Annotated in this window: 7 protein-coding genes and 1 pseudogene; 4 read left to right on the forward strand and 4 right to left on the reverse strand. The window is 75.5% G+C overall.

Annotated features, from left to right (window positions below):
- Window positions 1-39: 39 nt before the first annotated feature.
- Window positions 40-6,084 (forward strand): annotated as a pseudogene (locus LCD35_RS09525) (SDR family NAD(P)-dependent oxidoreductase); the annotation flags it as partial.
- A gap of 81 nt (window positions 6,085-6,165) precedes the next feature.
- Complete coding sequence (locus tag LCD35_RS09530; RefSeq protein WP_224959397.1) at window positions 6,166-7,353, forward strand: cytochrome P450; 1,188 nt, start codon at window positions 6,166-6,168, stop codon at window positions 7,351-7,353.
- Between the two features lie 383 nt (window positions 7,354-7,736).
- Here LCD35_RS09530 and LCD35_RS09535 read toward each other — a convergent pair whose 3' ends face one another.
- The 4 genes from LCD35_RS09535 to LCD35_RS09550 are packed head-to-tail and all read right to left on the reverse strand — an operon-like array spanning window position 7,737 to window position 11,615.
- Window positions 7,737-7,934 carry a ferredoxin gene (locus tag LCD35_RS09535; RefSeq protein ID WP_224959396.1) on the reverse strand — a complete coding sequence of 66 codons (198 nt, stop codon included), beginning with the start codon at window positions 7,932-7,934 and terminating at the stop codon, window positions 7,737-7,739.
- A gap of 28 nt (window positions 7,935-7,962) precedes the next feature.
- Window positions 7,963-9,129 (reverse strand): cytochrome P450, encoded by a 1,167-nt coding sequence (locus LCD35_RS09540; RefSeq protein ID WP_224959395.1) that lies wholly within the window; start codon window positions 9,127-9,129, stop codon window positions 7,963-7,965.
- A gap of 30 nt (window positions 9,130-9,159) precedes the next feature.
- Window positions 9,160-10,212, reverse strand: a complete 1,053-nt coding sequence (locus tag LCD35_RS09545; RefSeq protein ID WP_224959394.1) for a DegT/DnrJ/EryC1/StrS aminotransferase family protein — start codon at window positions 10,210-10,212, stop codon at window positions 9,160-9,162.
- The gene (locus tag LCD35_RS09550) at window positions 10,212-11,615 is read right to left on the reverse strand and encodes a glycosyltransferase (RefSeq protein ID WP_224959393.1); all 1,404 of its coding nucleotides are present in this window, start codon (window positions 11,613-11,615) and stop codon (window positions 10,212-10,214) included. The genes LCD35_RS09545 and LCD35_RS09550 overlap by 1 nt, the downstream gene beginning before the upstream one ends.
- A gap of 197 nt (window positions 11,616-11,812) precedes the next feature.
- On the opposite strand from LCD35_RS09550, the gene LCD35_RS09555 reads away from it, so the two are divergent.
- Entirely contained in the window at window positions 11,813-14,977 is a 3,165-nt protein-coding gene (locus LCD35_RS09555; RefSeq protein WP_225044050.1) for a type I polyketide synthase, read from the forward strand.
- 226 nt (window positions 14,978-15,203) lie between these two features.
- Window positions 15,204-24,449, forward strand: coding sequence for a type I polyketide synthase (locus LCD35_RS09560; RefSeq protein ID WP_225044051.1), 9,246 nt, complete (start codon window positions 15,204-15,206; stop codon window positions 24,447-24,449).
- The last annotated feature ends 6 nt before the right edge of the window (window positions 24,450-24,455 follow it).

The raw sequence follows: 24,455 nt of genomic DNA on the forward strand, positions 1-24,455 counted from the left end.
CCGGACGAAAGCACTCTCGTCGATTACCTGAAGTGGGTCACCGCTGATCTGCACGAGACGCGCCAACGCCTGCACGAGGCGGAGACCGGCAGGCACGAGCCGGTGGCGATCGTCGGCATGGCCTGCCGGTTCCCCGGCGCCGACTCGCCGGAGCGGCTGTGGGAGCTGCTGTCGGCGGGCGAGGACGCGATCTCCGGGTTCCCCGCAGACCGCGGCTGGGACCTGGCGGCGCTCGGCGAGGGGCGCAGCGCCACCGGCCGCGGCGGGTTCCTGCCCGGTGCCGCCGACTTCGACCCGGGCTTCTTCGACATCTCCCCGCGCGAGGCGCTCGCGATGGACCCGCAGCAGCGGCACGCGCTGGAGGTGTCCTGGGAGGCGCTGGAGCGGGCCGGGATCGACCCGAAGTCGTTGCGGGGCAGCCGGACCGGGGTGTTCGTCGGCACCACCGGGCAGGACTACATCCACCTGGTGCTCGCCTCCGGCGAGGACCTGGAGGGGCACGCGTCGACCGGGATGGCGGCCAGCGTGCTCTCCGGCCGGGTGGCGTTCGCGCTGGGGCTGGAGGGCCCGGCGCTGACCGTGGACACCGCCTGCTCCTCCTCGCTGGTGGCGCTGCACCTGGCCGCGCAGGCGGTGCGCACCGGGGAGTGCTCGCTGGCGCTGGCCGGCGGCGTCACGATCATGACGACCTCGGCGAACTTCTCCTCGTTCAGCAGGCAGGGCGGGCTGGCGCCGGACGGGTTGTGCAAGGCGTTCTCCACCGACGCGGACGGCACCGCCTGGTCCGAGGGCGTCGGGATGCTCGCGGTCGAAACCCTCTCCGAAGCCCGGCGGCACGGGCACCGGGTGCTGGCGGTGCTGCGGGGCAGCGCGGTGAACCAGGACGGCGCGTCGAACGGCCTGACCGCGCCGAACGGACCCGCGCAGCAGCGGGTGATCCGCCAGGCCCTCGCCGGCGCCGATCTGTCCACTTCGGACGTGGACGTGGTGGAGGCGCACGGCACCGGGACCCGGCTGGGCGACCCGATCGAGGCGCAGGCGCTGCTGGCCACCTACGGGCGGGACCGGGAGCGGCCGCTGCTGCTGGGATCGGTCAAGTCGAACCTGGGGCACACCCAGGCCGCCGCGGGCGTCGCGGGCGTGATCAAGGTGGTGCAGGCGATGCGGCACGGCGAGCTGCCGCCGACGCTGCACGTGCGCAGCCCGTCCGAGCACGTGGACTGGGACACCGGTGCCGTCGAGCTGGCGACCGGCCGCACCGCGTGGCCCGCCACCGGGCATCCGCGCCGCGCCGGGGTGTCCTCGTTCGGGATCAGCGGCACCAACGCGCACGTGGTCCTGGAGCAGGCACCGGAGCCGCCGGAACCGGAACCCGAGCAGGTGCCGCGCCCGGCCGCGGTGCCGTGGCCGGTGTCCGGCCGCACCCCGGCCGCGTTGCGGGCCCAGCTGGACCGGCTCGCCGACTTCCGGGCCGAGCACCCGGGGTGCGACCGCCTCGACGTGGCGCGGTCGCTGGCGACCGGCCGGTCCGCCTTCGAACACCGGGCGGTGCTGCTGGCCACCGACGACGGCGTCGAGGAGGTGGCGCGCGGGGCGGTGGCCGCCGATCCGGGCAAGCTGGCGGTGCTGTTCTCCGGGCAGGGTTCGCAGCGGCTCGGCATGGGCCGCGAGCTGCACGCCCGGTTCCCGGTGTTCGCCGCGGCGCTGGACGCCGTGCTGGCGGAGCTGGACCGGCACCGCGACGACCCCCTGCGCGAGGTGATCTGGGGCGACGACCCGGCGGCGCTGGCGGACACCGGCAACACCCAGCCCGCGCTGTTCGCCGTCGAGGTGGCGCTGTACCGGCTGGCCGAGTCCTTCGGCGTGCGGGCCGACCTGCTCGGCGGCCACTCGGTGGGGGAGATCGCGGCCGCGCACGTCGCTGGCGTGTTCGCGCTCCCGGACGCCGCGAAGCTGGTGTCCGCCCGAGCCCGGCTGATGAGCCGGTTGCCCGCCGGGGGCGCGATGGTCGCGGTGCAGGCGAGCGAGACCGAAGTCGCGCCGTGGTGCACCGGCGCCACCGCGATCGCCGCGATCAACGGACCGCGGTCGACCGTGGTGTCCGGTGACGAGCGGGGCGTGCAGCACGTGATCGACCGGGCGCGGGCCGACGGGCGCGCGGCGAAGCGGCTCCGCGTCAGCCACGCGTTCCACTCGCCGCTGGTGGACCCGGTGCTGGCCGAGTTCCGCGCGGTGGTGCGGGAGTTGTCGTTCGCCCCGGCGGAGATCCCGGTCGTGTCCAACCTGACCGGGGAGCGGGCCACCGCGGAGCTGAGCACCCCGGAGTACTGGGTGCGCCACGTCCGGGAGGCGGTGCGCTTCGCCGACGGGGTGCGGGCGCTGTCCGAGGCGGGCGCGCAGACCTTCCTGGAACTGGGGCCGGACGGCTCGCTGTGCGCGATGGCCCAGGAGTCGCTGCCCACGACCGCGGTGGAAGTGCCCGCGCTGCGCCGGGGCCGCCCGGAGGAGGCGGCGTTCATGACCGCGCTCTCCCGGTTGCACGTGCGCGGACTGCGGGTGGATTGGGCGGAGCTGTTCGCCGGAACCGGGGCGCGCCGCGTCGACCTGCCCACCTACGCCTTCCAGCACGAGCGGTTCTGGCCCGCGCCGTCGGCCGGAGCCGCGGACGCGGCCGGGCTGGGGTTGCGCGCGGTGCACCACCCGGTGCTCGGCGCCGCGGTGGGGCTGGCCGGTTCCGGCGCGGTGGTGCTGACCGGCCGGATCGCGGCGGACGCGGCGCGCGGCGTCGTGCCGGCGGCCGCGTTCGCGGAGCTGGCGCTGCGGGCGGCCGACGAGGTGGGCTGCGACCAGGTGGCGGAGCTGGTGCTGGGCGCCGAACCGGTGTCCGCGGCGGAACCGGTCGCGGTGCAGCTGCGGATCGAGGAGGCCGACGGGTCCGGCCACCGGGAGTTCGCGGTGCACACCCGGCCCGCGGCGGCCGAGGACGCCGAGTGGGTCGAGCGCGGCACCGGCGTGCTGGCCGCCGCGGCCGCACCGGAGGTCGACTTCGACGGGGAGCCGCCCGCCGGGGCCGAACCGCTGTCGCGGGACGAGCCGTTCGAGGTGCTGCACCGGGACGGAGCCGTGTTCGCCGAGGTCGCGCTGCCCGCGGGAGTGCCCGCCGCGGGCCACGACCTGCACCCCGCGCTGCTGGACGCGGTGGCCCGCGTCGCCGCGGCCGTGCCCGGTGCGGGCGGCGCGCGCGCCACCCGCTGGAGCGGGATGTCCTTGCACGCCACCGGTGCCGAGGTGTTGCGCGTGCGGGCGCGCCCCGGCGCGGACGGGGCCGAGGTCGTCGCCGTCGACGGCCGGGGGAACCCGGTGCTGGTGGTGGCCTCGCTGCACCACGACGGGGAAACCCCGGCCGCTCCCCGGGAACCGGACACCGCCGCGGCCGCCGCGGACGTGGACGTGTCCCGCTCGCTGTTCGGGCTGAACTGGGTTCCCGGCCCCGCGCCGAAGCCGGTCGGCGGGCGGCGCTGGGCGATCGTCGGCGGCGACGAGTTCGACCTGGCGTACGCGCTGCACCGCGCGGACGAGGCGGTGGTGGGCTACGGCGAGTCGCTGTCGGACCTGACGCGCGGCGGCACCGCACCGGACGTGTTCCTGGTCCCGGTGACCGGCGGTGCCGCGGCGGAACCGGACGCGGTGCACGAGCTGGCCCGCCGTGCGCTCGCCCTGCTCCAGGAGTGGCAGTCCGACCAGCGGCTCACCGGTTCGCACCTGGTGTTCGTCACCCGGGGCGCGGTGTCGGTGTCCGGCGAGGCGCTTGCGGACGTGGCCGCGGCGGCGGTGTGGGGCCTGGTGCGGTCCGCGCAGGCCGAGGAGCCCGCGGGGCGGTTGCTGCTGATCGATCTGGACGACGCGTTCACCTCGGCGGCGGTGCTGCCCGGGTTGCTGGGCGCCGAGGAACCGCAGCTCGCGGTGCGCCAGCGGGAGGTCCGGGTGGCACGCCTGGTGCCGCTGCCCGCGGCCGGGCACGCTGTGGAGTCCACAGTGGACGATTCTGGTGGCGGTGCGGGCGCGGTGAACGGCGGTGGCTCGACGGCCGCGCGGCGTCGCGACCCGGCGGCACCCGCGAACTGGCATCCCGAGGGCACCGTGCTCATCACCGGCGGCACCGGTGGGCTCGGCGCCGAACTGGCCCGGCACCTGGTCGCCGAGCACGGCATCCGGCACCTGGTGCTGGCGAGCCGCCGCGGTCCGGCGGCACCGGGCGCGCTGGAGCTGCGCGCGGAGCTCACCGCGCACGGCGCCGAGGTGCGGATCGCCGCCTGCGACGCGGCGGACGCGGCGGCGGTGGCCGGGCTGCTGGCCGAGATCCCCGCCGCGCACCCGCTCACCGCCGTGGTGCACACCGCGGGCGTGCTCGACGACGGCGCGATCGGCTCGCTCACCGCCGACCGGCTGGACCGGGTGCTGCGGCCGAAGGTGGACGCCGCGTGGCGGCTGCACGAGGCGACCCGGGACCGGGACCTGGCCGCGTTCCTGCTGTACTCCTCGGTCTCCGGCGTGATGGGCGGCCCCGGCCAGGGGAACTACGCGGCCGCCAACGCCTTCCTGGACGCCCTGGCGCAGCACCGCCGCGCGCAGGGCCTGCCCGCGCAGTCGCTCGCCTGGGGGCCGTGGGCGCCGGCGAGCGGGATGACCGCCGCGCTCACCGAGGCAGACCGGGAGCGGATGGCCGGGTCCGGGCTGCCGCCGCTGTCCGCGGCGCAGGGCCTGGCGCTGTTCGACGCCGCGCGCACCCGGGACGAGGCCCTGGTGGTGCCGATCCGCACGAACGCCACGGGCATGCGCGGGCAGGGGCACGTGCCGCCGGTGCTGCGGGAGCTGATCCCCGCGTCCCGCCGCCCCGCCGCGGCGGCGCGCGGTTCCGCGGGCTCGCGGGGCGAGCGGATCGCCGCGGCCGACGGCGCGGACCGGCACCGGCTGCTCACCGAGCTGGTGGTGGAGCACGCCGCCGCCGTGCTCGGGCACCGGGACGCGGCCGCGGTCGACCAGGAACGGGACTTCCTGGAACTGGGCTTCGATTCGCTGATCGCCGTCGAGCTGCGCAACCGGGTGGGGGAGGAGCTGGACCTGCGGCTGGCGGCTTCGGTCGTGTTCGATGCCAGGACCCCGGACGCGCTGGCCCGGTGGCTGGGCGGCGAACTCGACGCGCGGGTCGCGCCCGCCGCGGGCGGGGCCCGGTCCCAGGGCGGGCCGAACGACACCCTGGTGAACCTGTTCCTGTCCGGCGTGCACTGCGGCAAGCGCAAGGAGTCGATGCGGATGCTGGGCGCGGTCGCCGCGACCCGCCCGACCTTCGAGACGCCCGCCGAGCTGGCCGAGCTGCCCGAGCCGGTGACGCTGGCCGACGGCCCGACCGATCCGCGGCTGATCTGCGTGAGCTCGCCGGGCGCGACCGGCGGGGTGCACCAGTACGCGCGGATCGCCGCGCACTTCCGCGGGATCCGGCACGTCTCGGCGCTGCCGCTGGTCGGTTTCGGGTCGGGGGAGGCGCTGCCGGAGCACGGCGCGGCGGCGGTCCGCTCGGTCGCGGAGAGCGCGCTGCACGGCAGCGACGGCGATCCGTTCGTGCTGATCGGGCACTCCACCGGCGGCACCATCGCCTACCACGCGGCGGGCCTGCTGGAGGACACCTGGGGCGTGCGTCCCGAGGCGGTGGTCCTGCTGGACACGCTGAGCCTGCGCTACGACGACAACGACGACATCGACTACGACGAGGTGGCGAACTACTACCTGGCCGACATCGATTCCCCGTCGGTGAACCTCAACAGCGCCCGGCTCTCGGCGATGGTGCACTGGTACAACAAGGTCGCCGCGTTCGCGGACGCCCCGGTGACCACCGCGCCGACCTTGCTGGTGCGCTGCTCGGTGCCCGTCCCGGGCAGCCGCGGCACGAAGGCGCCGCCGGTGATCGACACCGATGCGGTGCGGACCATCGAGGCCGACCACCTCTCGCTGGCCAAGGAGCACTCGGAGCTGACCGCGCAGGTGGTGCGCGACTGGCTCGCCGAGCTGGTGCCCGCCCGAACCTGATCCCCTCGCCGGTCCGCCGCTCCCCGCGCGGCGCCCCGCAGGTTGTCCGCGCAGTCGATCCGTACAGCGGAGGAATCGCCCATGAGTCAATCCCTCGACCTGCCGAAGCTGGGCACCGGTCCCTCGGCCATGCTCCGCCCGCCGAAGGAGCTGCGGGACCTGCAGGAACAGGCTCCGGTCTGCAAGGTGCGCACGCCCGCCGGGGACGAGGCGTGGCTGGTGACCCGGCACGAAGAGGTCAAGCAGCTGCTCAAGGACGAGCGGATCAACCGCTCGCACCCCGATCCGCCCTCGGCGCCCCGCTACGTGGACACCCCGTTCTTCAACTTGCTGATCACCGATTCCGACCCGGCGGAGGCGACCCGGCTGCACCGGGAGATGCGGTCGCTGCTGACACCGAGCTTCTCCGCCCGCAGGCTGGCCCGGCTGCGCCCGAAGGTGGTGGAGCTGGCCGAGGAGATGGTGCAGGCGCTGGTGGACAAGGGTCCGCCGGTCGACCTGCACGCCGAGTTCTCCCAGCCGTTCGCGCTGCAGGTGCTCTACGAGCTGATCGGCGTGCCGCCGGAGGACCGGATGCACATCGTGCGGATGCTGGGCCGGATGGCGGTGCTCGGCGACCCCGCGGCCGCGGAGGAGGGCGCCGCCGAGCTGTTCGGCTACATCTCCGAGCTGGTGGGCCGCAAGCGCGGCGACCCGGGCGAGGACGTGATCTCCCGGCTCTGCGAGGCGGGCCTGGACGACGAGCGGATCGGCACCCTCGCCGCCGGCGTGCTGTTCGCCGGATTGGACAGCGTGATCAGCCACATCGACGTCGGCGTGCTGGTGCTGGCGGGCAACCCGGACAAGCGGGACGCCGCGATGCGCGACGCCGGCACGATGGCGATCGCGGTGGAGGAGGTGCTGCGCGCGGCGAAGGCGGGCAGCTCGATGCTGCCGCGCTGGGCGGCCGAGGACGTGGAGATCGGTGGGGTGACGATCCGGACCGGCGAGCTGGTGCTGCTGGACTTCACGCTGTCCAACTTCGACGAGCGCGCCTTCGAGGACCCGGAGCGCTTCGACGTGGGCCGGGTGCCGAACCCGCACCTGACCTTCGGGCACGGGGTGTGGCACTGCATCGGGGCCCCGCTGGCGCGCGTGGAGCTGCAGACGGCGTTCAGCACGCTGTTCGGCCGCATCCCGAACCTGCAGGTCGCGGTCGCGCCGGAGGACCTGAAGCTGGAGAGCGGCCAGCTCTCCGGCGGCGTCCTGGAACTGCCGATCACCTGGTGAGCGGGCGGGTGCCGCGGCGGAACGCCCCGCCGCGGCGCCCCCGGGCCGGCGCGGTGGCGCCGCGCGGCCGATGCGGACGCGGCCGCTGGATGCCCGGTCGGCGAGTGCCCAACCGACGGGTGCCCAGCCGACGGGTGCCCAGCCGGCGGGTGCGCGGCCGAAGAGTTCGCGGCCGACGGGTGCCCGGCCGAGGGCGGCAGGGCCGACGAGGGTGCGGGCGAAGGCGCGGACGAGGTGCCGCGCGGCGAGTGCGGTGCTCCGGAGATCCATACCTCCGATGCTGCCCGCGTCGAACACGGGTTCGCATCGCTGGATCGGGCGTGACTCGGACGGGGGACAACCCACCCGCCGCAACGGGTGGGCCGCCCACCTGCGGTGGAGCCTCAGGCCTCTTCGACGGTGATCGCCTGCGACGGGCAGATCAGGGCCGCCTGGCGCACGTCGTCCGCGTGCTCCGCGCCGGGCGTCTCGTCGAGCAGCGTCACGACGCCGTCGTCGTCCTGGTCGAACACGTCGGGCGCGGACAGCACGCACTGTCCGGCACCGACGCAGCGGTCCTTGTCCGCGGTGATCTTGAGCATGGCTGTCTCCTTCGGGAACGGTGCGTGGTCACCAGCGGACCGGCAGTGAGTGCAGCCCGAACAGCACGCCGTCGTACTTGAAGGGCAACTCCTCCACCGGTACCGCCGGTTCCAGCTTAGGGATGCGCTCGAACAGGACCCGGTACGCGAGGTCCATCTCCCCGCGCACCAGGTTCTGCCCGAGGCACTGGTGCACCCCGTAGCCGAAGGCCACGTGGTGCCGCGCGGCGCGCGTCGGGTCGAAGCGGTGCGGGCAGCCGAAGGCGGCCTCGTCGTGGTTGGCGGCGGCGACCAGCGGGACGATGCCCTCGCCCTTCGCGATGCGCTGGCCGCTGATCTCCAGGTCGTCGACGGCGACCCGCAGCGCCACCAGGTCGGCCACCGAGTGCAGCCGCAGCAGCTCCTCGACGATGCCGTCGGCGCGGATCCACTCGGGGTGCAGCAGCAGCGTCAGCACGCCCAGCGAGATGTTGTTCGCGGTCGTCTCGTGCCCGGCGATGAGCAGCAGCATCGCGACGCCGGACAGCTCGGCGGCGGACATGGTGCCCACCGCGAGCAGCCGGCTGATCAGGTCGTCGCCCGGCCGCTTCTCCTTGATCGAGATGAGCCTGCCGAGGTAGCGCAGCAGCTCCGTGGTGGCGGCCTCGCGCTCCTGGTCGGTGGCGGTGGTGCTGACCAGCGTCCGGGTCTTGGCCTCGAAGAAGTCCCGGTCCGCCTTCGGCACCCCGAGCAGGCTGGAGATCACCAGCGACGGCACCGGCAGCGCGAAGTCCGCCACCAGGTCCGCGGTATCGCCCGCGGCGAGCATGGCGTCCACCCGGTCCTGCACGACCTGCTCGATGGCGGGGCGCATGTCCCGGATGCGGCGCACCGAGAACTCGGAGATCAGCGTCTTGCGGAACCGGTCGTGGTCGGGCGGGTCGAGCGCCACGAACCAGCCGGGCATGGTGTCGGGGGAGGGCACGCCACCGGTCTTGCCGAGCAGGCTGGGGAACCCCTCGTGCGTCGGGTTGGAGCTGACGCGCGGGTCGGTGAGCACGGTGCGCACGTCCTCGTGCCGCGTCACCAGCCACACGACGGCGCCGGTGGGCAGCCGGGCGCGCACCAGCCCGGGCCGCGCGCGGAAGTCGGCGTACTCGGCGGGCGGGAACGACGCGCCGGGGCGGCGCATCGGGAAGTCGACCACGTCGGACATGATCCGCACTCCATCGTCGTCTGCTGGTGGTCAGTTCCGGCCGTAGAACTCGCGGATGCGGGCCACGACGTGCTCCTGGTCGGCGGCGGTGAGCCCGGTGTAGGTGGGCAGGTAGAGCCCGTCCGCGCTGAGCCGGGCGGCGTTGAGCTCGGGCCAGGCGGCGTCGAAGTAGCCGGGCTGGCGGCTCATCGGCTTGAAGAACAGCCGGGTCTCGATGCCGTGCTCGGCGAGGTGGGCGCGCAGCCCCTCGCGGTCGCGGGCGCGCAGGTCGTACATCCACAGCACGTCGCGCGGCGGCATCAGCCCGATGCCGTCGACGTCGCGCAACCCCTCGTCGTAGCGCTGCTCGATCTCCTTCCGCAGTGCGAGGATCTCGTCGAGCCGTTCGGTCTGGGCGAGGGCGACGGCGGCCTGCATCGCGGTCATCCGGAAGTTGTAGGCCAGCTTCTTGTGCAGGAAGCCGTGATCCGCGGTGAAGGCCATGCCGCGCAGGTGCGCGAGCTGCCCGGCCAGCCACGGGTCGCCGGTGAGGCAGATCCCGCCCTCCCCGGCCGTAATGATCTTGTTGGCGAACAGCGAGAAGCAGGCGATGTCGGCGACCGGCGGTACCCCGTGCGCTTCCGCGGAGTCCTCCACGACGCGCAGGCCGTACTGGTGCGCCAGCTCCATGATCGGGTCCATCGCGCAGCGCCTGCCGTACACGTGCACGGGCATGATCACCTTGGTGCGCGGGGTGATCTTCTCCTCGATGCGGTCCACGTCGATGTTCAGGTCGTCGCCGCAGTCCACGAACACCGGGGTCGCGCCGTGGTAGGTGACCGCCCAGGCGGAGGCGATCATGGTGAACTCGGGGACGATGACCTCGTCGCCGGGCCCGACCCCGAGCGCGCGCAGCGCCAGCGTCAGCGCCGTGGTGCCCGAGGAGCAGGCCACGCCGTGCGCGGACCCGTGCCTGCGGGCGAACTCCTCCTCGAAGCGCGGCACGAACGGGCCCTGCGAGGAGATCCAGCCCCCGGCGACGGCCTCGGTGACGTACTCCTGCTCGCGGCCCCGCAACCAGGGCTGGGAGACCGGAACGCGCATCACAGCCCCGCCTTCTGCGCGGCGAGCGCGGGCAGGCCGGTCAGCAGGTCCGCGGCCGCCTCCCGGCCACCCGCGTCGCGCAGCAGCTGCCCGAACACCTCGGCGCGGTCCCGGAACGACTGCTCGTCGAGCACCCGGGTGAGCTTGTCCAGCACGTCCGCGACGTCGATCGTCTCCGGCCGGTCCAGAGTGAGGCTCACCCCGAAGTCGCGGCCGCGCACCGCCTGGTCGTCGCAGTCCACCCACAGCGGCCGGACCACCAGCGGCTTGCCGAAGTGCAGGCCTTCGTGGAAGCCGTTGCCGCCCGCGTGGGTGAAGAACAGCCGCACCGAGGGGTGCGCGAGCACGTCCAGCTGCGAGGGCACCCAGGCCTCCACCCGCAGGTTCGCGGGCAGCTCGTCCGCCGGGGGCAGCAGGTGCTGCTGCTCGGCGGGCAGCTTCCACAGCACGTCGGTGCCGCGCTCGCCGAGCCTGCGGGTGACCTCCAGCAGCGAGCGCACCTGCTCGGCGGTGAGCCGCGTGATGGTGCCGAAACCCATGTACACCACGGAGTCACGCGCGGACAGCCAGGCGGCGAGCCCGTCGTCCTCGGGCGCCTGCGGCAGCGGCGGCACCATCGTGCCGACCAGCCGCAGGTGCTCGGGGGCGGAGAACGGGTAGTCCAGTTCGGGGACGGAGTAGCACAGCACCAGCTCCGCGTGCTCGATGCGGGACATGAACCCGCCCGCCTCCGGCGCGATGCCCAGCTCGTCGCGGATCCGCTGGTCCCGGGCGGCGCGTTCGCGCAGCTCCTTGGTGAGGAACATGCCGAGCGTGCGGAACTTGAACACCCGGTTCGCGAGCCGCTGCCACGGCGACATCTCGTAGGGCAACCCGGAGTGCGGGACGGGGAAGTCCGGTCCGGTGTAGGACTTCGCGAACGGGATGTGCGAGGTGAGCACGTTGCTCGGCATGAACGGCACGCCCAGCACGAACGGGATGCCCTTGGTGATGGCCAGTTCGCAGCCGTAGGAGCACATGCTCTCCACGACCAGCAGCGCCGGGCGGATCTCCTCGACGGCGGCCTCCAGCGCGCGGTACTTGTCGATGCGCGCCTCGGGGGAGAAGGTGTGCCGGATGACCGCGCGGTGCGCCTTGAAGCGGGACCGCTGCGTGACCTCCCGGTACACCTCGTCGTCCCAGGTGACCGCGGACATCTCCGGGACGACCGGGCCGAGCGGGACGAAGTGCACCGGGCTGTCCACCTGCTGCGCGGCCACCTCGTCGCGCCGGTTGTCGTCGGTGGCGAAGTGCAGGTCGGCGACACCGCGCCGGGACAGCTCCTGCGCCAGCACGAGCAGCGGGTTGAGCAGCCCGCTCTCCGGGTAGCTGACGAACAGGATCGGCCGCCGGGTCGATTCCATGGGCACACCCTCCAGAGTCGGCGTCCCGGCCGGGACGGGGAACTTTCTCCCACAGCGGGGTGCGGGGAATCCTTAGTCCTGCGCCCGCTTCCAGCCCCGCGACCTGCGGCTCTAGGGAAAAGTACAGCGAATCGGCACCTACGCTGCGCACTCGAATGGTGCAGTCCCGCCCGACTTCTCCTGAGGTGGTGCAGCGCATGACGATCCGGCGCACGACGAGCCCGACCGGTGCCGATCCCGGTGGCGCGGCCGATCCGATCGCGGTGGTGTCGATGGCGTGCCGGTTCCCCGGTGGGGTGCGGTCCCCGGAGGACCTGTGGGAGCTGGTGGGCTCCGATTCCGGTGCGGCGTCGGCGTTTCCGCTCGACCGGGGCTGGGACGTGGACGCGCTGCGCGCGGCCTGTGCGGTGGAGACCGGGGGTTTCCTGCCGGACGCGGCCGGGTTCGACGCGGAGTTCTTCGGGATCTCGCCGCGGGAGGCGCTGGCGATGGATCCGCAGCAGCGGGTGCTGCTGGAGGTCGTCTGGGAGGCGCTGGAGCGCGCCGGGATCGACCCGGAGTCGTTGCGTGGCAGCCGGACCGGCGTGTTCGCGGGCCTGCACGGCCAGGACTACGCGGTGGCCGCGGAAGGCGCGGCGGAGGACGTGAGCGGGCACGCGGTGACCGGGTTCTCGCCCGCGGTCGCCGCCGGCCGGGTGGCGTACCTGCTGGGGTTGTCCGGTCCGGCGCTGGCGGTGGACACGGCGTCCTCGTCGTCGCTGGTGGCGGTGCACGTGGCGGCGCGGTCGCTGGCGGCGGGCGAGTGCGAACTGGCGCTGGTGGCGGGGGTGTCGGTGATGTCCACGCCCGCCGCGTTCGTCGGCTACTCGCGGCAGGGCGGGCTGGCCGCCGACGGTCGCTGCAAGCCGTTCTCCGCCGACGCGGACGGCACGGCCTGGTCGGAGGGCGCCGGGGTGGTGCTGCTGGAACCGCTGTCGCGGGCGCGCGAGCACGGACACGAGGTGCTGGCGCTGCTGCGCGGGTCGGCGGTGAACTCCGACGGCGCCTCGACCGGTCTGACCGCGCCGAGCGGGGCGGCGCAGCGCGCGGTGATCCGGGACGCGCTCGCCGCCGCCGGACTCGAACCGTCCGATGTGGACGTGGTGGAGGCGCACGGCACCGGGACCCCCGTGGGCGATCCGGTGGAGGCCGAGGCACTGCTGGCGACCTACGGGCAGGACCGGGAGGTGCCGCTGCTGCTGGGATCGCTGAAGGGCCACCTGGGACACGCGCAGGCCGCCGCCGGCATGGCCGGGTTGATCAAATCGGTGCTGGCGCTGAGCCGGGACCGGCTGCCGGGCATCCGGAACCTGCGCGCCCCGACCACCGAGGTGGACTGGACCGCGGGTGCGGTGGAGGTGCTGGCCGGGCCCGCGCCGTGGCCGCGCACCGACCGGGTGCGCCGCGCCGGGGTGTCCTCGTTCGGCATCAGCGGGACGAACGCGCACGTCATCGTGGAACGACCGGAGCCGGTCGAGCAGGCGGAGCCGGCTGCCGAGATCGAGCCGGCGGCGGTGCCGCTGCCGGTGTCGGCGCGCTCGGCCGGGGCGTTGGAGGAGCTGGTCGCCCAGGTCGCGGACCTGGCCGACGGGAGCTCGGGCCCCCCGGTGGACCTGGGCTGGTCGCTGGCGACGCGGCGGCACCTCTTCGAGCGGCGCGCGGTGCGGCTGAGCACCGCGGACGGCACGGCCGAGGTGGCGCGCGGGACCGCCGAGGACGGGCCGCTGGCGGTGCTGTTCTCCGGGCAGGGTTCGCAGCGGCTCGGCATGGGCCGCGAGCTGCACGCCCGGTTCCCGGTGTTCGCCGCGGCCTTCGACGAGGTCCTCGCCGAGCTGGACCCGCACCTGGAGCGGCCGCTGCGCGAGGTGGTGTGGGGCGCCGACCAGGCCGCGCTGGACGGGACGGGGTGCGCGCAGCCCGCGCTGTTCGCGGTCGAGGTCGCGCTGTTCCGCCTCGCCGAGTCGCACGGCATCCGCCCCGGCCACGTGGGTGGCCATTCGGTCGGCGAGGTGACCGCCGCGCACGTCTCCGGTGCGCTGCCGCTGCCGGACGCGGCGGCGCTGATCGCGGCCCGGGGCCGGTTGATGCAGGCGCTGCCGCCCGGCGGCGCGATGGCCGCGGTGCAGGCGGCGGAGGCGGAGGTGGCCCCGCTGCTCACGGACCGGCTGGGTGTGGCCGCGGTGAACGCGCCGGACGCGGTGGTCGTCTCCGGTGACGCCGAGCAGGTGGCCGCGCTGGCCGAGCATTTCACCGAGCTGGGCCGCAAGGCGAACCGGCTGCGGGTGTCGCACGCCTTCCACTCGCCGTTGGTGGAACCGGTGCTGGCGGAGTTCCGCGAGGTCGTCGCGGGCCTGTCGTTCGCCGAGCCGTCGATCCCGGTGGTGTCCAACCGCACCGGTGCCCTCGCCGGGCCGGGCGAGCTGTCCGATCCGGAGCACTGGGTGCGGCACGTGCGGGAACCGGTGCGGTTCGCCGACGGTGTCGCCGCGCTGCACGCGGCGGGGGTGCGGCGGTTCCTGGAGCTGGGGCCGGACGGCGTGCTGTCCGGGCTGGTGCCGGAGTCGGTGCCGGACGGCCGCGCGGTCGTCGTGCCCGCGTTGCGCCGGGATCGGGACGAGGAGGCGGCGTGGGTGACCGCGCTGGCCCGGCTGCACGTCACCGGCGTCCCGGTGGACTGGTCCGCGGTGTTCGCCGGTACCGGGCCGCGTCCGGTGGCGCTGCCGACCTACCCGTTCCAGCACGAGCGGTTCTGGCCGACGAGGACGACCGCGGGCCCGGTCGCGGCGAGCGCTGCGGGAACCACGGCGCCGCAACGGGTTCCGGAGGTGCCGGACCGGTTCGCCGAGCTGCCGGAGCGCAAGCGGGTGCCGTTCCTGCTGGACCTGGTGCGCGCCGAGGCCGCCGCGGTCCTCGGGCACCGCGACCTCGACCGGGTGGGCGCGGACCGGGTGTTCAAGGAGGCGGGCTTCGAGTCGCTGACCGGCGTGGAGCTGCGGGACAGGCTGGGCGCCGCGACGGGCCTGCGGCTGCCGACCTCGCTGGCGTTCGACCGCCCCACCCCGCGCGCGGTGGCCGAGCACCTCGCCGGGCTGCTCGCCGCCGATCTCCCGACGACGGACCTGACCGCCGAGCTGGCCGACTGGGAACGCCGCCTGGCCGACGTTCCCGCGGACCCGGCGGAGCGGGAACGACTGGCGGCCCACCTGGACCGCCTCGCCGCGCGCCTCCGCGGGGCCCCGCCGAACGACACCGCCGACGACGACGTAGCCGAAGCCTCCCTGGACCGCCTCCTCGACCTCATCGACGAGGAGTTCGTCGCCTGACCCCTTCCTCTCCGTCGTCCCGTCAGCGGCGCAGCCGCTGAGCAGCCGACCACCGCAGCAACAGGACCACCAGCGGGTTCTCAGCGGTGTCCTCGTGAGGACAGCGTTTTCACACGTGGCGGAGCCACCGGTGAGAACGATCCCGCAGCGAGGGCGCCGCTGAGGTTCCGCCACCGGACCCGCGAAGCACGACGAGTTCGGAGATCGCCGAGCAAAGGACTGACCGGTGCAGGATGACCAGCAGGACAAAGTCGTCGACTACTTGCGGCGGCTCACCGTCGACCTGCGCCACGCGCGCAGGCGCATCGAGGAGCTGGAGGACCGCGAGCGGGAACCGATCGCGGTGGTCGGCATGGCGTGCCGCTACCCGGGCGGGGTCCGTTCGCCGGAGGACCTGTGGGAGCTGGTGGCGGCGGGCGCGGACGCGGTGTCGGACTTCCCCGCGGACCGCGGCTGGGACCTGGCGGCGCTGCGCCGCGACAGCACCACCACGACCGGCGGTTTCCTGGACGACGCGGCGGGGTTCGACGCGGAGTTCTTCGGGATCTCCCCGCGCGAGGCGCAGGCGATGGACCCGCAGCAGCGGTTGCTGCTGGAGGTGTGCTGGGAGGCGGTGGAGCGCGCCGGGGTGGTGCCGGCGGCGTTGCGCGGCACCCGGGCCGGGGTGTTCGTCGGCTCCTACCACTGGGGCCGGTCGCAGGCGGTGGCCGCGGACCTGGGCGGACACACGATGACGGGCACGGCGGCGAGCGTGCTGTCCGGCAGGCTCGCGTACGCGCTGGGCCTGGAGGGCCCGGCGCTGACGGTGGACACGGCGTGCTCGTCGTCGCTGGTGGCGCTGCACCTGGCGGCGCGGTCGCTGCGCGCGGAGGAGTCGTCGCTGGCGATCGTCGGCGGGGTGACGGTGCTGTCGGACCCATCGTTGTTCGTGGAGTTCAGCAGGCAGGGCGGATTGTCGGCGGACGGGCGCTGCAAGGCGTTCTCGGCGGACGCGGACGGCACGGGCTGGGCGGAGGGCGCCGGGGTGCTGGTGCTGCAACGGCTCGCCGACGCGCGTCGGGAGGGGCGCGAGGTGCTGGCGGTGCTGCGCGGCAGCGCGGTGAACCAGGACGGCGCGTCGAACGGGCTGACGGCGCCGAACGGCCCGGCGCAGCGGCGGGTGATCGAGCGGGCGCTGGCGAGCGCCGGGCTCGAACCGTCCGATGTGGACGCCGTCGAGGCGCACGGCACGGGTACTCCGCTGGGTGATCCGATCGAGGCGCAGGCGCTGCTGGAGGCCTACGGGACCGGCCGGGACCGGCCGCTGTGGCTGGGTTCGTTGAAGTCGAACATCGGGCACGCGCAGGCCGCCGCCGGCGTCGGTGGCGTGATCAAGGTGGTGCAGGCGATGCGGCACGGCGTGCTGCCGCGCACCTTGCACGCGGCGGAACCGTCACCGCACGTGGACTGGAACTCCGGTTCGCTGCGCCTGCTGACCGAGCAGGTGGACTGGCCGGGCACCGATCGGCCGCGGCGGGCCGCGGTGTCCTCGTTCGGGGTGAGCGGCACCAACGCGCACGCCGTGCTGGAGCAGGCGCCGCCGGTGGCGGCCGGCGAGCCCGGCGACGCGGCACCGGAGTCCGGTGGCACCGTCCCGTGGGTGCTCTCCGCCCGCACCGAGCGGGCGTTGCGCGCGCAGGCCGAGCGGCTGGCCGACCACCTCGGCTCCGCCGAGCCGGATCCGGTGGACGTCGGGCATGCGCTGCTGCGCACCCGCTCGTCGTTCGAGCACCGCGCCACCGTGCTCGGCGCGGACCGGGAGCGGCTGCTGTCCGGGTTGCGCTCGCTCGCCGCGGACACCCCGGACCCGTCGGTCGTGCGGGGCGTCGCGGACGTCGGCGCCGACGGCGGGATCGTGTTCGTCTTCCCCGGCCAGGGCGCCGCGTGGGCCGGGATGGGTCGCGCGCTGCTGGTCGAGTCGCCGGTGTTCGCGGCGCGCATCGCCGAGTGCGAGCAGGTGTTCGCCGAGTTCGTGGACTGGTCGCTGGTGGCGGTGCTGCGCGGCGAGGACGGCGCCCCGTCGCTGGAGCGCGACGACGTGCAGCAGCCGGCGACGTTCGCGGTGATGGTGGCGCTGGCCGAGCTGTGGCGGTCCCGCGGCGTCGAACCCGATGCGGTGGTTGGCCATTCGCAGGGCGAGATCGCGGCCGCGGTGGTGGCCGGGGCGCTGTCGTTGCGGGACGGCGCGCAGCTGGTCGCGCGGCGCGGGAAGGTCATCGGCGAACGGCTCGCGGGGACCGGCGGCCTGCTCTCGGTGGCGCTGCCGCGCGACGACGCGCAGCGCCGGATCGAGGGCCGGGAGCTGTCGCTGGCCGCGGTGAACGGCCCGGCGTCGGTGGCGGTCTCCGGTTCGGAGGCCGAGCTGGACGCGCTGGCCGCGGAGCTCGTCGCGGAGGACGTGCGGGTCCGCCGGGTCCCGATGGACTACCCGTCGCACTCCGCGCACGTCGAACCGCTGCGGGCGGAACTGCTCGCCGGGTTCGCCGGGATCACCCCGCTGGTGCCGCGGGTCCCGTTCCGCTCCACCGTCACCGGCGAGTGGTGCACCGCGGCGGACACCGGCCCCGAGCACTGGTTCCGGAACATGCGCGGCACCGTGCTGTTCGCCCCGGCCGTGGACGCCCTGCTGGCGGACGGTTTCCGGGTGTTCCTGGAGATCGGGGCACACCCGGTGCTGACCGCGGCCGTGCAGGACCTGATCGAGCGGCACGAGGTGCCCGCCGTCGCCCCCGGCACGCTGCGCCGCGACGACGGCGGGCTCGACCGGTTCCTGACCGCGGCGGCCGAGGTGTTCGTCCGCGGCGCCGGGGTGGACTGGTCCCGCGACCTGTCCGGTGGCCGGGTGGTGGACCTGCCGACCTACGCCTTCCAGCACCAGCGGTTCTGGACCGGGCCGTCGCGGGCGGGCGATGCGGTGGACGCGGAGTTCTGGGCGGCGGTGGAGCAGCGGGACGCGCGGGCGCTGACCGCGAACCTGGACGTGGACGAGCGGGCGCTGGCCGCGGTGCTGCCCGCGCTCTCGGCGTGGCGGGAGCAGCGCCGCGCGGCCTCGGCGGCCGACGCGTGGCGCTACGAGGTGGGCTGGACACCGGTGGACGACCTGGGCGGGGTCCCGCCGGGCCGCTGGCTGCTGGTCGGCACCGGCGAAGACGACGAGGTGGCGGACGCGCTCGCCGCGTGCGGCGTCCAGGTCGAGCGGCTGGTGCTCGACGAGTCCCACCTGGACCGGGACGTGCTCGCCGCCGGGCTGGCCGATGCGGGCGGGGTCGCGGGCGTCGTCTCCACGCTCGCCGGCCACGAGGAGCCGGGGGAGCGGTACCCGGACCTGCCGCTGGGCTTGGCGTTGACCGTCTCCCTGGTGCAGGCGCTCGGCGACGCGGGTCTCGACGCTCCGATGTGGACGGTCACCCGGGACGCGGTGGCCGCGGCCGCGGACGACGCGGTGGCGAACCCGGTGCAGGCGCAGGTGCAGGGCGTGTCCTGGACGGCGGCGCTGGAACATCCGCTGCGCTGGGGCGGGACCGTGGACCTGCCCGCACGACCGGGCGAGCGGGACGCGTCGCTGCTGGCGGCGGTGCTCGCCGACCCGCGCGGTGAGGACCAGCTGGCCGTCCGGGACGGCGCGGTGCTGGCCCGCCGCGTGGTGCGCGCCGCCGCACCGCGCCCGGTGCGCAGCTGGGAACCGCGCGGCACGGTGCTGATCACCGGCGGCACCGGCGCGATCGGGCCAGACCTGGCGCGCTGGCTCGCCGAGCGGGGTGCGGGGCGCATCGTGCTCACCTCGCGGCGCGGCCCGGATGCCGAGGGCGTGCCGGAGCTGGTCGCGGAACTGGCCGAGCTCGGCACCGAGGTCACCGTCGAGTCCTGCGACGTCGCCGACCGGGACGCGCTCGCCGCGCTGCTGGACCGGCTCGCCGCCGCGGGCCACGAGATCCGCACCGCGGTGCACGCGGCCGTCACCATCGAGCTGGGCGCGCTCGACGAGCTCGACCTGGACTCGGTGCAGCGGGTGGTGCGCGCCAAGGTCGCCGGGGCGCGGCACCTGGACGCGCTGCTCGGCGCCGAGCTGGACGCGTTCGTGCTGTACTCCTCGATCGCCGGGATGTGGGGCAGCGGGTCGCACGCCGCCTACGCGGCCGGGAACGCCTACCTGGCGGCGCTGGCGCAGCAGCGGCGCGCCCGCGGGCTGACCGCCACCTCGCTGCACTGGGGGAAGTGGCCGGACTCCCCGGAGCTGGCCGCCGCCGACCGGCACGGGGCGCGCCGCAGCGGGCTGCGCATCCTCGACCCGGCCACCGCGTTCACCGCGCTGCACCGGGCGCTGGACGAGGACGCCGCGGTGCTCGCGCTGACCGACGTGGACTGGGCCGAGTACCACCAGGTGTTCAGCGCCGCCCGGCCCACCACCCTGTTCGACGACCTGCCCGAGGTGCGGGACCGGGCGGACGCCCCGGCCGAGACCGGCGGGTTCGCCGAGCGGCTGCGCGCGCTGCCCGCCGAGGAGCGGGCCGCGCTGCTGCTGGACCTGGTGCGCGCCGAGGCGAGCGCCGCGCTCGGCGGCTCCGGTGCGCTCGCCGACCACCGCGCGTTCCGCGAGGTCGGCTTCGACTCGGTGACCACCGTGGAGCTGCGGAACCGGCTGGTGCGCGCCACCGGACTCGCGCTGCCCAGCACCGTCGTGTTCGACCACCCGTCGCCCGCGGCGCTCGCCGACCACCTCGGGACCTGGTTCGACGGGGCCGGGCAGGCCCGCGTCGAGGTCCGCGGGCCTGCGGACGAACCGATCGCGATCATCGGCACCGGCTGCCGGCTGCCCGGTGGCGTCACCGGTCCCGACGAGCTGTGGCGGCTGGTGCGCGACGGCGTCGACGCGATCGGGCGGGCGCCGCGGGACCGCGGCTGGGACCTGGCCGAGCGCTACGACCCGGACCCGCAGCGGGCCGGGCGCACCTACTCGCTGCTCGGCGGTTTCCTGGACGACGCGGCGGGGTTCGATGCGGAGTTCTTCGGGATCTCCCCGCGCGAGGCGCAGGCGATGGACCCGCAGCAGCGGCTGCTGCTGGAGACCGGCTGGGAAGCGCTGGAACGCGCCGGGATCGACCCGGCGTCGCTGCGCGGCACTTCCACCGGCACCTTCGTCGGCGCCACCCACCAGGGCTACAGCGCGAGCACCTTCGGCATCGACGACGGCACCGAGGGCCAGTACATCACCGGTGCCGCGGCGAGCGTGCTCTCCGGCAGGCTCGCCTACCTGCTCGGCCTGGAGGGCCCGGCGCTGACCGTGGACACCGCGTGCTCGGCGTCGCTGGTGGCGCTGCACCTGGCGTGCCGCTCGCTGCGCTCCGGGGAGAGCTCGCTGGCGCTGGCCGCCGGATCGACCGTGATGGCCGGGCCGCAGGACTTCCTCGGGTTCAGCAGGCTGGGCGCGCTGGCCGCGGACGGGCGCTGCAAGGCGTTCGCGGCGGGCGCCGACGGGATGAGCCTCGCCGAAGGCGTCGGCGTCCTCGTGCTGGAACGGCTCTCCGACGCGCGCCGGAACGGGCACCCGGTGCTGGCGGTGGTGCGCGGCTCGGCCACGAACCAGGACGGCGCCTCGAACGGGCTGACCGCGCCGAACGGGCCCGCGCAGCAGCGGGTCATCCGCGCCGCCCTCGCCGACGCCGGACTCGAACCGTCCGAAGTGGACGCGGTCGAGGCGCACGGCACCGGCACCGCCCTCGGCGATCCGATCGAGGCGCAGGCGCTGCTGGCCACCTACGGCGCGGCCGAGCGGACCTCGCCGCTGTGGCTGGGGTCGCTGAAGACGAACATCGGGCACTCGCAGGCCACCGCGGGCATCGCGGGCGTGCTCAAGGTGGTGGAGGCGATGCGGCACGGCGTGCTGCCGCGCACCCTGCACGCCGTCGAACCGACCGGGCACGTCGACTGGTCCGCGGGACGGGTGCGGCTGCTCACCGACGAGGTCGAGTGGAACCCGGGACGGCCGCGGCGGGCGGGCGTGTCCGCGTTCGGCATCAGCGGCACCAACGCGCACGTCGTCCTGGAGCAGGCCCCGGCGGAACCCGCCGCCGAGCAGGAACCGCCCGGCAGCCGCGACGGGATCGTGCCGTGGGTGCTGTCGGCGAAGTCCGAGGCCGCGCTGCGCGAGCAGGCCGCCCGGCTCGCCCCGGTCGCGCCCGACACCGACCCGGCGGAGCTCGCGTGGTCGCTGCTGACGACCCGCGCCCGGTTCGAGCACCGCGCGGTGGTGCTCGGTGCGGACACCGGCGAACTGGCCGCCGGACTGGACGCGCTCGCCACCGGCGGCGCCGGGGACGCGGTGCGCGGCAGCGACGTCGGCGGGCCCGGCCCGGTGTTCGTCTACCCGGGTCAGGGTTCGCAGTGGCGCGGCATGGGGCGCGCGCTGCTCGCCACCTCCGCGGTGTTCGCGGACGCGGTCGACGAGTGCGAGCGCGCGCTGGCGCCGCACGTGGACTGGTCGCTGCGCGAAGTGCTCGACGGGACCGCCGACCCGGAGCTGGCCGAGCGGGTCGACGTGGTGCAGCCCGCGCTGTTCGCCACCATGATCGCGCTCACCGAGCTGTGGCGGGCGCACGGCTGCACGCCGTCCGCGGTGATCGGGCACTCGCAGGGCGAGATCGCCGCGGCCTGCGCGGCGGGCGCGCTGTCCCTGCCGGACGCGGCGCGGGTCGTGGCGCTGCGCAGCAAGGCGCTGCTGGCGCTGGCCGGGCAGGGCGGCATGGTGTCGCTCGCCCTGTCCGCGGAACGTGCCACCGAACTGCTCGAACCGTGGGCGGGGCGGGTGTCGCTGGCCGTGGTCAACGGGCCGTCCTCGGTGGTGGTGTCCGGCGAACCCGGCGCGCTGGAGGAGCTGCTCGCCGAGTGCGGGCGCCGCGAGGTCCGCGCCCGGAAGGTCAACGTGGACTACGCCTCGCATGGCCCGCACGTCGAGCAGGTGCGGGCGGAGCTGGCCGAGGTGCTGGCCCCGATCACCCCGCGCCCGGCGGCGATCCCGTTCTACTCGACCGTCACCGGGCAGCGGCTGGACACCACCGGCCTGGACGCCGGCTACTGGTTCGCGAACCTGCGCCGAACGGTGCGGATGGCCGAGGCGACGCGCGCGCTGCTGGCCGACGGCCGCCGCGCGTTCGTCGAGATCAGCCCGCACCCGGTGCTGGCCGCGGCAGTCGAGGAGACGATCGAGGACGCCTGCCCGGATCCGGCGGTCGTGCTCGGCACGCTGCGCCGCGACGACGGCGGCCCGCGCCGGTTCCTGCGCTCGCTGGCGGAGGCGCACGCGCACGGCGTCGAGGTGGACTGGACGCGCACCCTCACCGGCGCGCCCGCCCGGGCCGTGCCGCTGCCGACCTACCCGTTCCAGCACCGGCAGTACTGGTGGGCACGGCGCGCGGAGCGCGGCGGCGCACCCGATTCCGCGTTCTGGGAGCTGGTCGACCGCGGCGATCCGGCGGCGCTGTCCGCGGAACTCGGCGTGGACGGCGCGGCGGTGCTGCCCGCGCTGGCCCGCTGGCGGGATCGGTCCCGGCACCGCGCCGAGGTCGAGGAGCTGCGCTACCGGATCGGCTGGACCCGGCTGCCCGCGGCCGAGCGCGCGGGCACCCGGCTGGTGGTGGTGCCCGATTCCGCGGACGAGTGGACGTCGGCGGTGCTCGACGCGCTCGGGCCGGACGTCGACGTGCTCCGCACCAGCGCCGCGGACCGCGCCGAGCTCGCCGCCGAACTGCGCGCGGCCACCGCGGACCGCGAGTTCCGCTCGGTGCTCTCGCTGCTCGCCGCGGCCGCGGACGACCCGGTGCGCGCCGCGCTGGTGCAGGTGCAGGCGTTCGCCGACGCCGGTCCGGCCGCGCCGCTGTGGTGCGCGACCCGCGCCGCGGTGTCCGTGGCCGGTGAGGACGTGCGCCCCGAGCAGACCGCCGCGTGGGGCCTGGGCCGCGTCGCCGCGCTGGAGCTCCCGGACCGGTGGGGTGGCCTGCTGGACCTGCCGGCGGAGCTGGACGAGGCGACCGCGCGGCTGCTGCCCGGCGCCGCGTCCGGGGCGGAGGACCAGGTGGCGCTGCGCGGTGGACTCGCGCACGGCCGCAGGTTGCTGCGCCCCGCCCCCGCGTCCGGCGACGGGTTCCGCACCGGCGGGACCGCGCTGATCACCGGTGGCACCGGTGGCGTCGGCTCGTTCGTCGCGAAGTGGGTCGTGGAGCGCGGCGCCGAGCACGTGGTGCTCGCCGGTCGGCGCGGCCCGGCCGCGCCCGGTGCGGACCGGCTCGCCGCCGAGCTGCGGGAACTGGGCGCGCGGGTCACCGTCGCCGCCTGCGACGTGGCCGACCGGGACGCGCTGGGGAAGCTGCTGGCCGAGGTCGGCGAGCTGCGCTCGGTGTTCCACGCCGCCGGTGTCGCCGACGGTGACGCCCCGGTGCTCGAACTCACCGGGCAGCGGCTGGACGCGTTGCTGCGCGCCAAGCGGGACGCGGCGCGGCACCTACACGAGCTCACCGCCGGGCACCCGCTGGACGCGTTCGTGCTGTTCTCCTCCGGCGCCGCGGCCTGGGGCAGCGGCGGGCAGCCGGGGTACGCGGCGGCGAACGCCTTCCTCGACGGCCTGGCCGAGCACCGCCGCGCGCGCGGGCTGCCCGCCACGTCGGTGGCCTGGGGCACCTGGGGCGAGGCCGGGATGGCGGCCGACGACGCGACGGGCGACCGGTTGCGCAGGCAGGGGGTCCCCGCGATGCGGCCGGACGTCGCGCTCGGCGGACTCGACAGGTCCATCGTGGACGGTGCGGCGACGGCGGTGGTCTCCGCGCTGGACTGGGAGAAGTTCGCCCCCGGCTTCACCGCCGCCCGGCCGAGCCCGCTGCTGGCCGAGCTCCCCGAGGCCCGCGCGGTGCTGGACGCCGCACCCGCGGCCGCCGACTCCGGCGGGCTGCGGGACCGGTTGCGAAGCCTGCCCGCCACCGAACGGGCCAAGGCGCTGCTGGAGGTGGTGCGCGGGGAAGCCGCCGCCACCCTCGGTCACGACGGCGCGCACGCCGTCCCCGCGTCCCGCGCGTTCAAGGACGTCGGCTTCGACTCGGTGACCGCGGTCGAACTGCGCAACCGGCTGCGCACCACCACCGGGCTGCCGCTGCCCGCGGCGCTCGTGTTCGACCACCCGACCCCGTCGGCGCTGGCCGCGCACCTGGCCGCCGAGCTGTTCGGCGACGCCGCGGACCGGCCGGCCGATCCGGACGACCACATCCGCGAGGTCCTCAGCACCATCCCGCTCGGCAGGCTGCGCCAGGCGGGCCTGCTGGACGTGGTGCTGCGGCTGGCCGAGGACGACCCGGAGCCCGCCGCGGCCGAACCCGCCGCGGCCGCGGACTCCATCGACGACATGGACGCCGAGAGCCTGCTGCGGCTGGCGACCGGCACCAGCGAGTGAACCGGG

Origin of the sequence: Saccharopolyspora sp. 6V (genome assembly GCF_020176785.1) — a bacterium.
GTDB classification, from domain to species: Bacteria; Actinomycetota; Actinomycetes; order Mycobacteriales; family Pseudonocardiaceae; genus Saccharopolyspora_C; species Saccharopolyspora_C gregorii.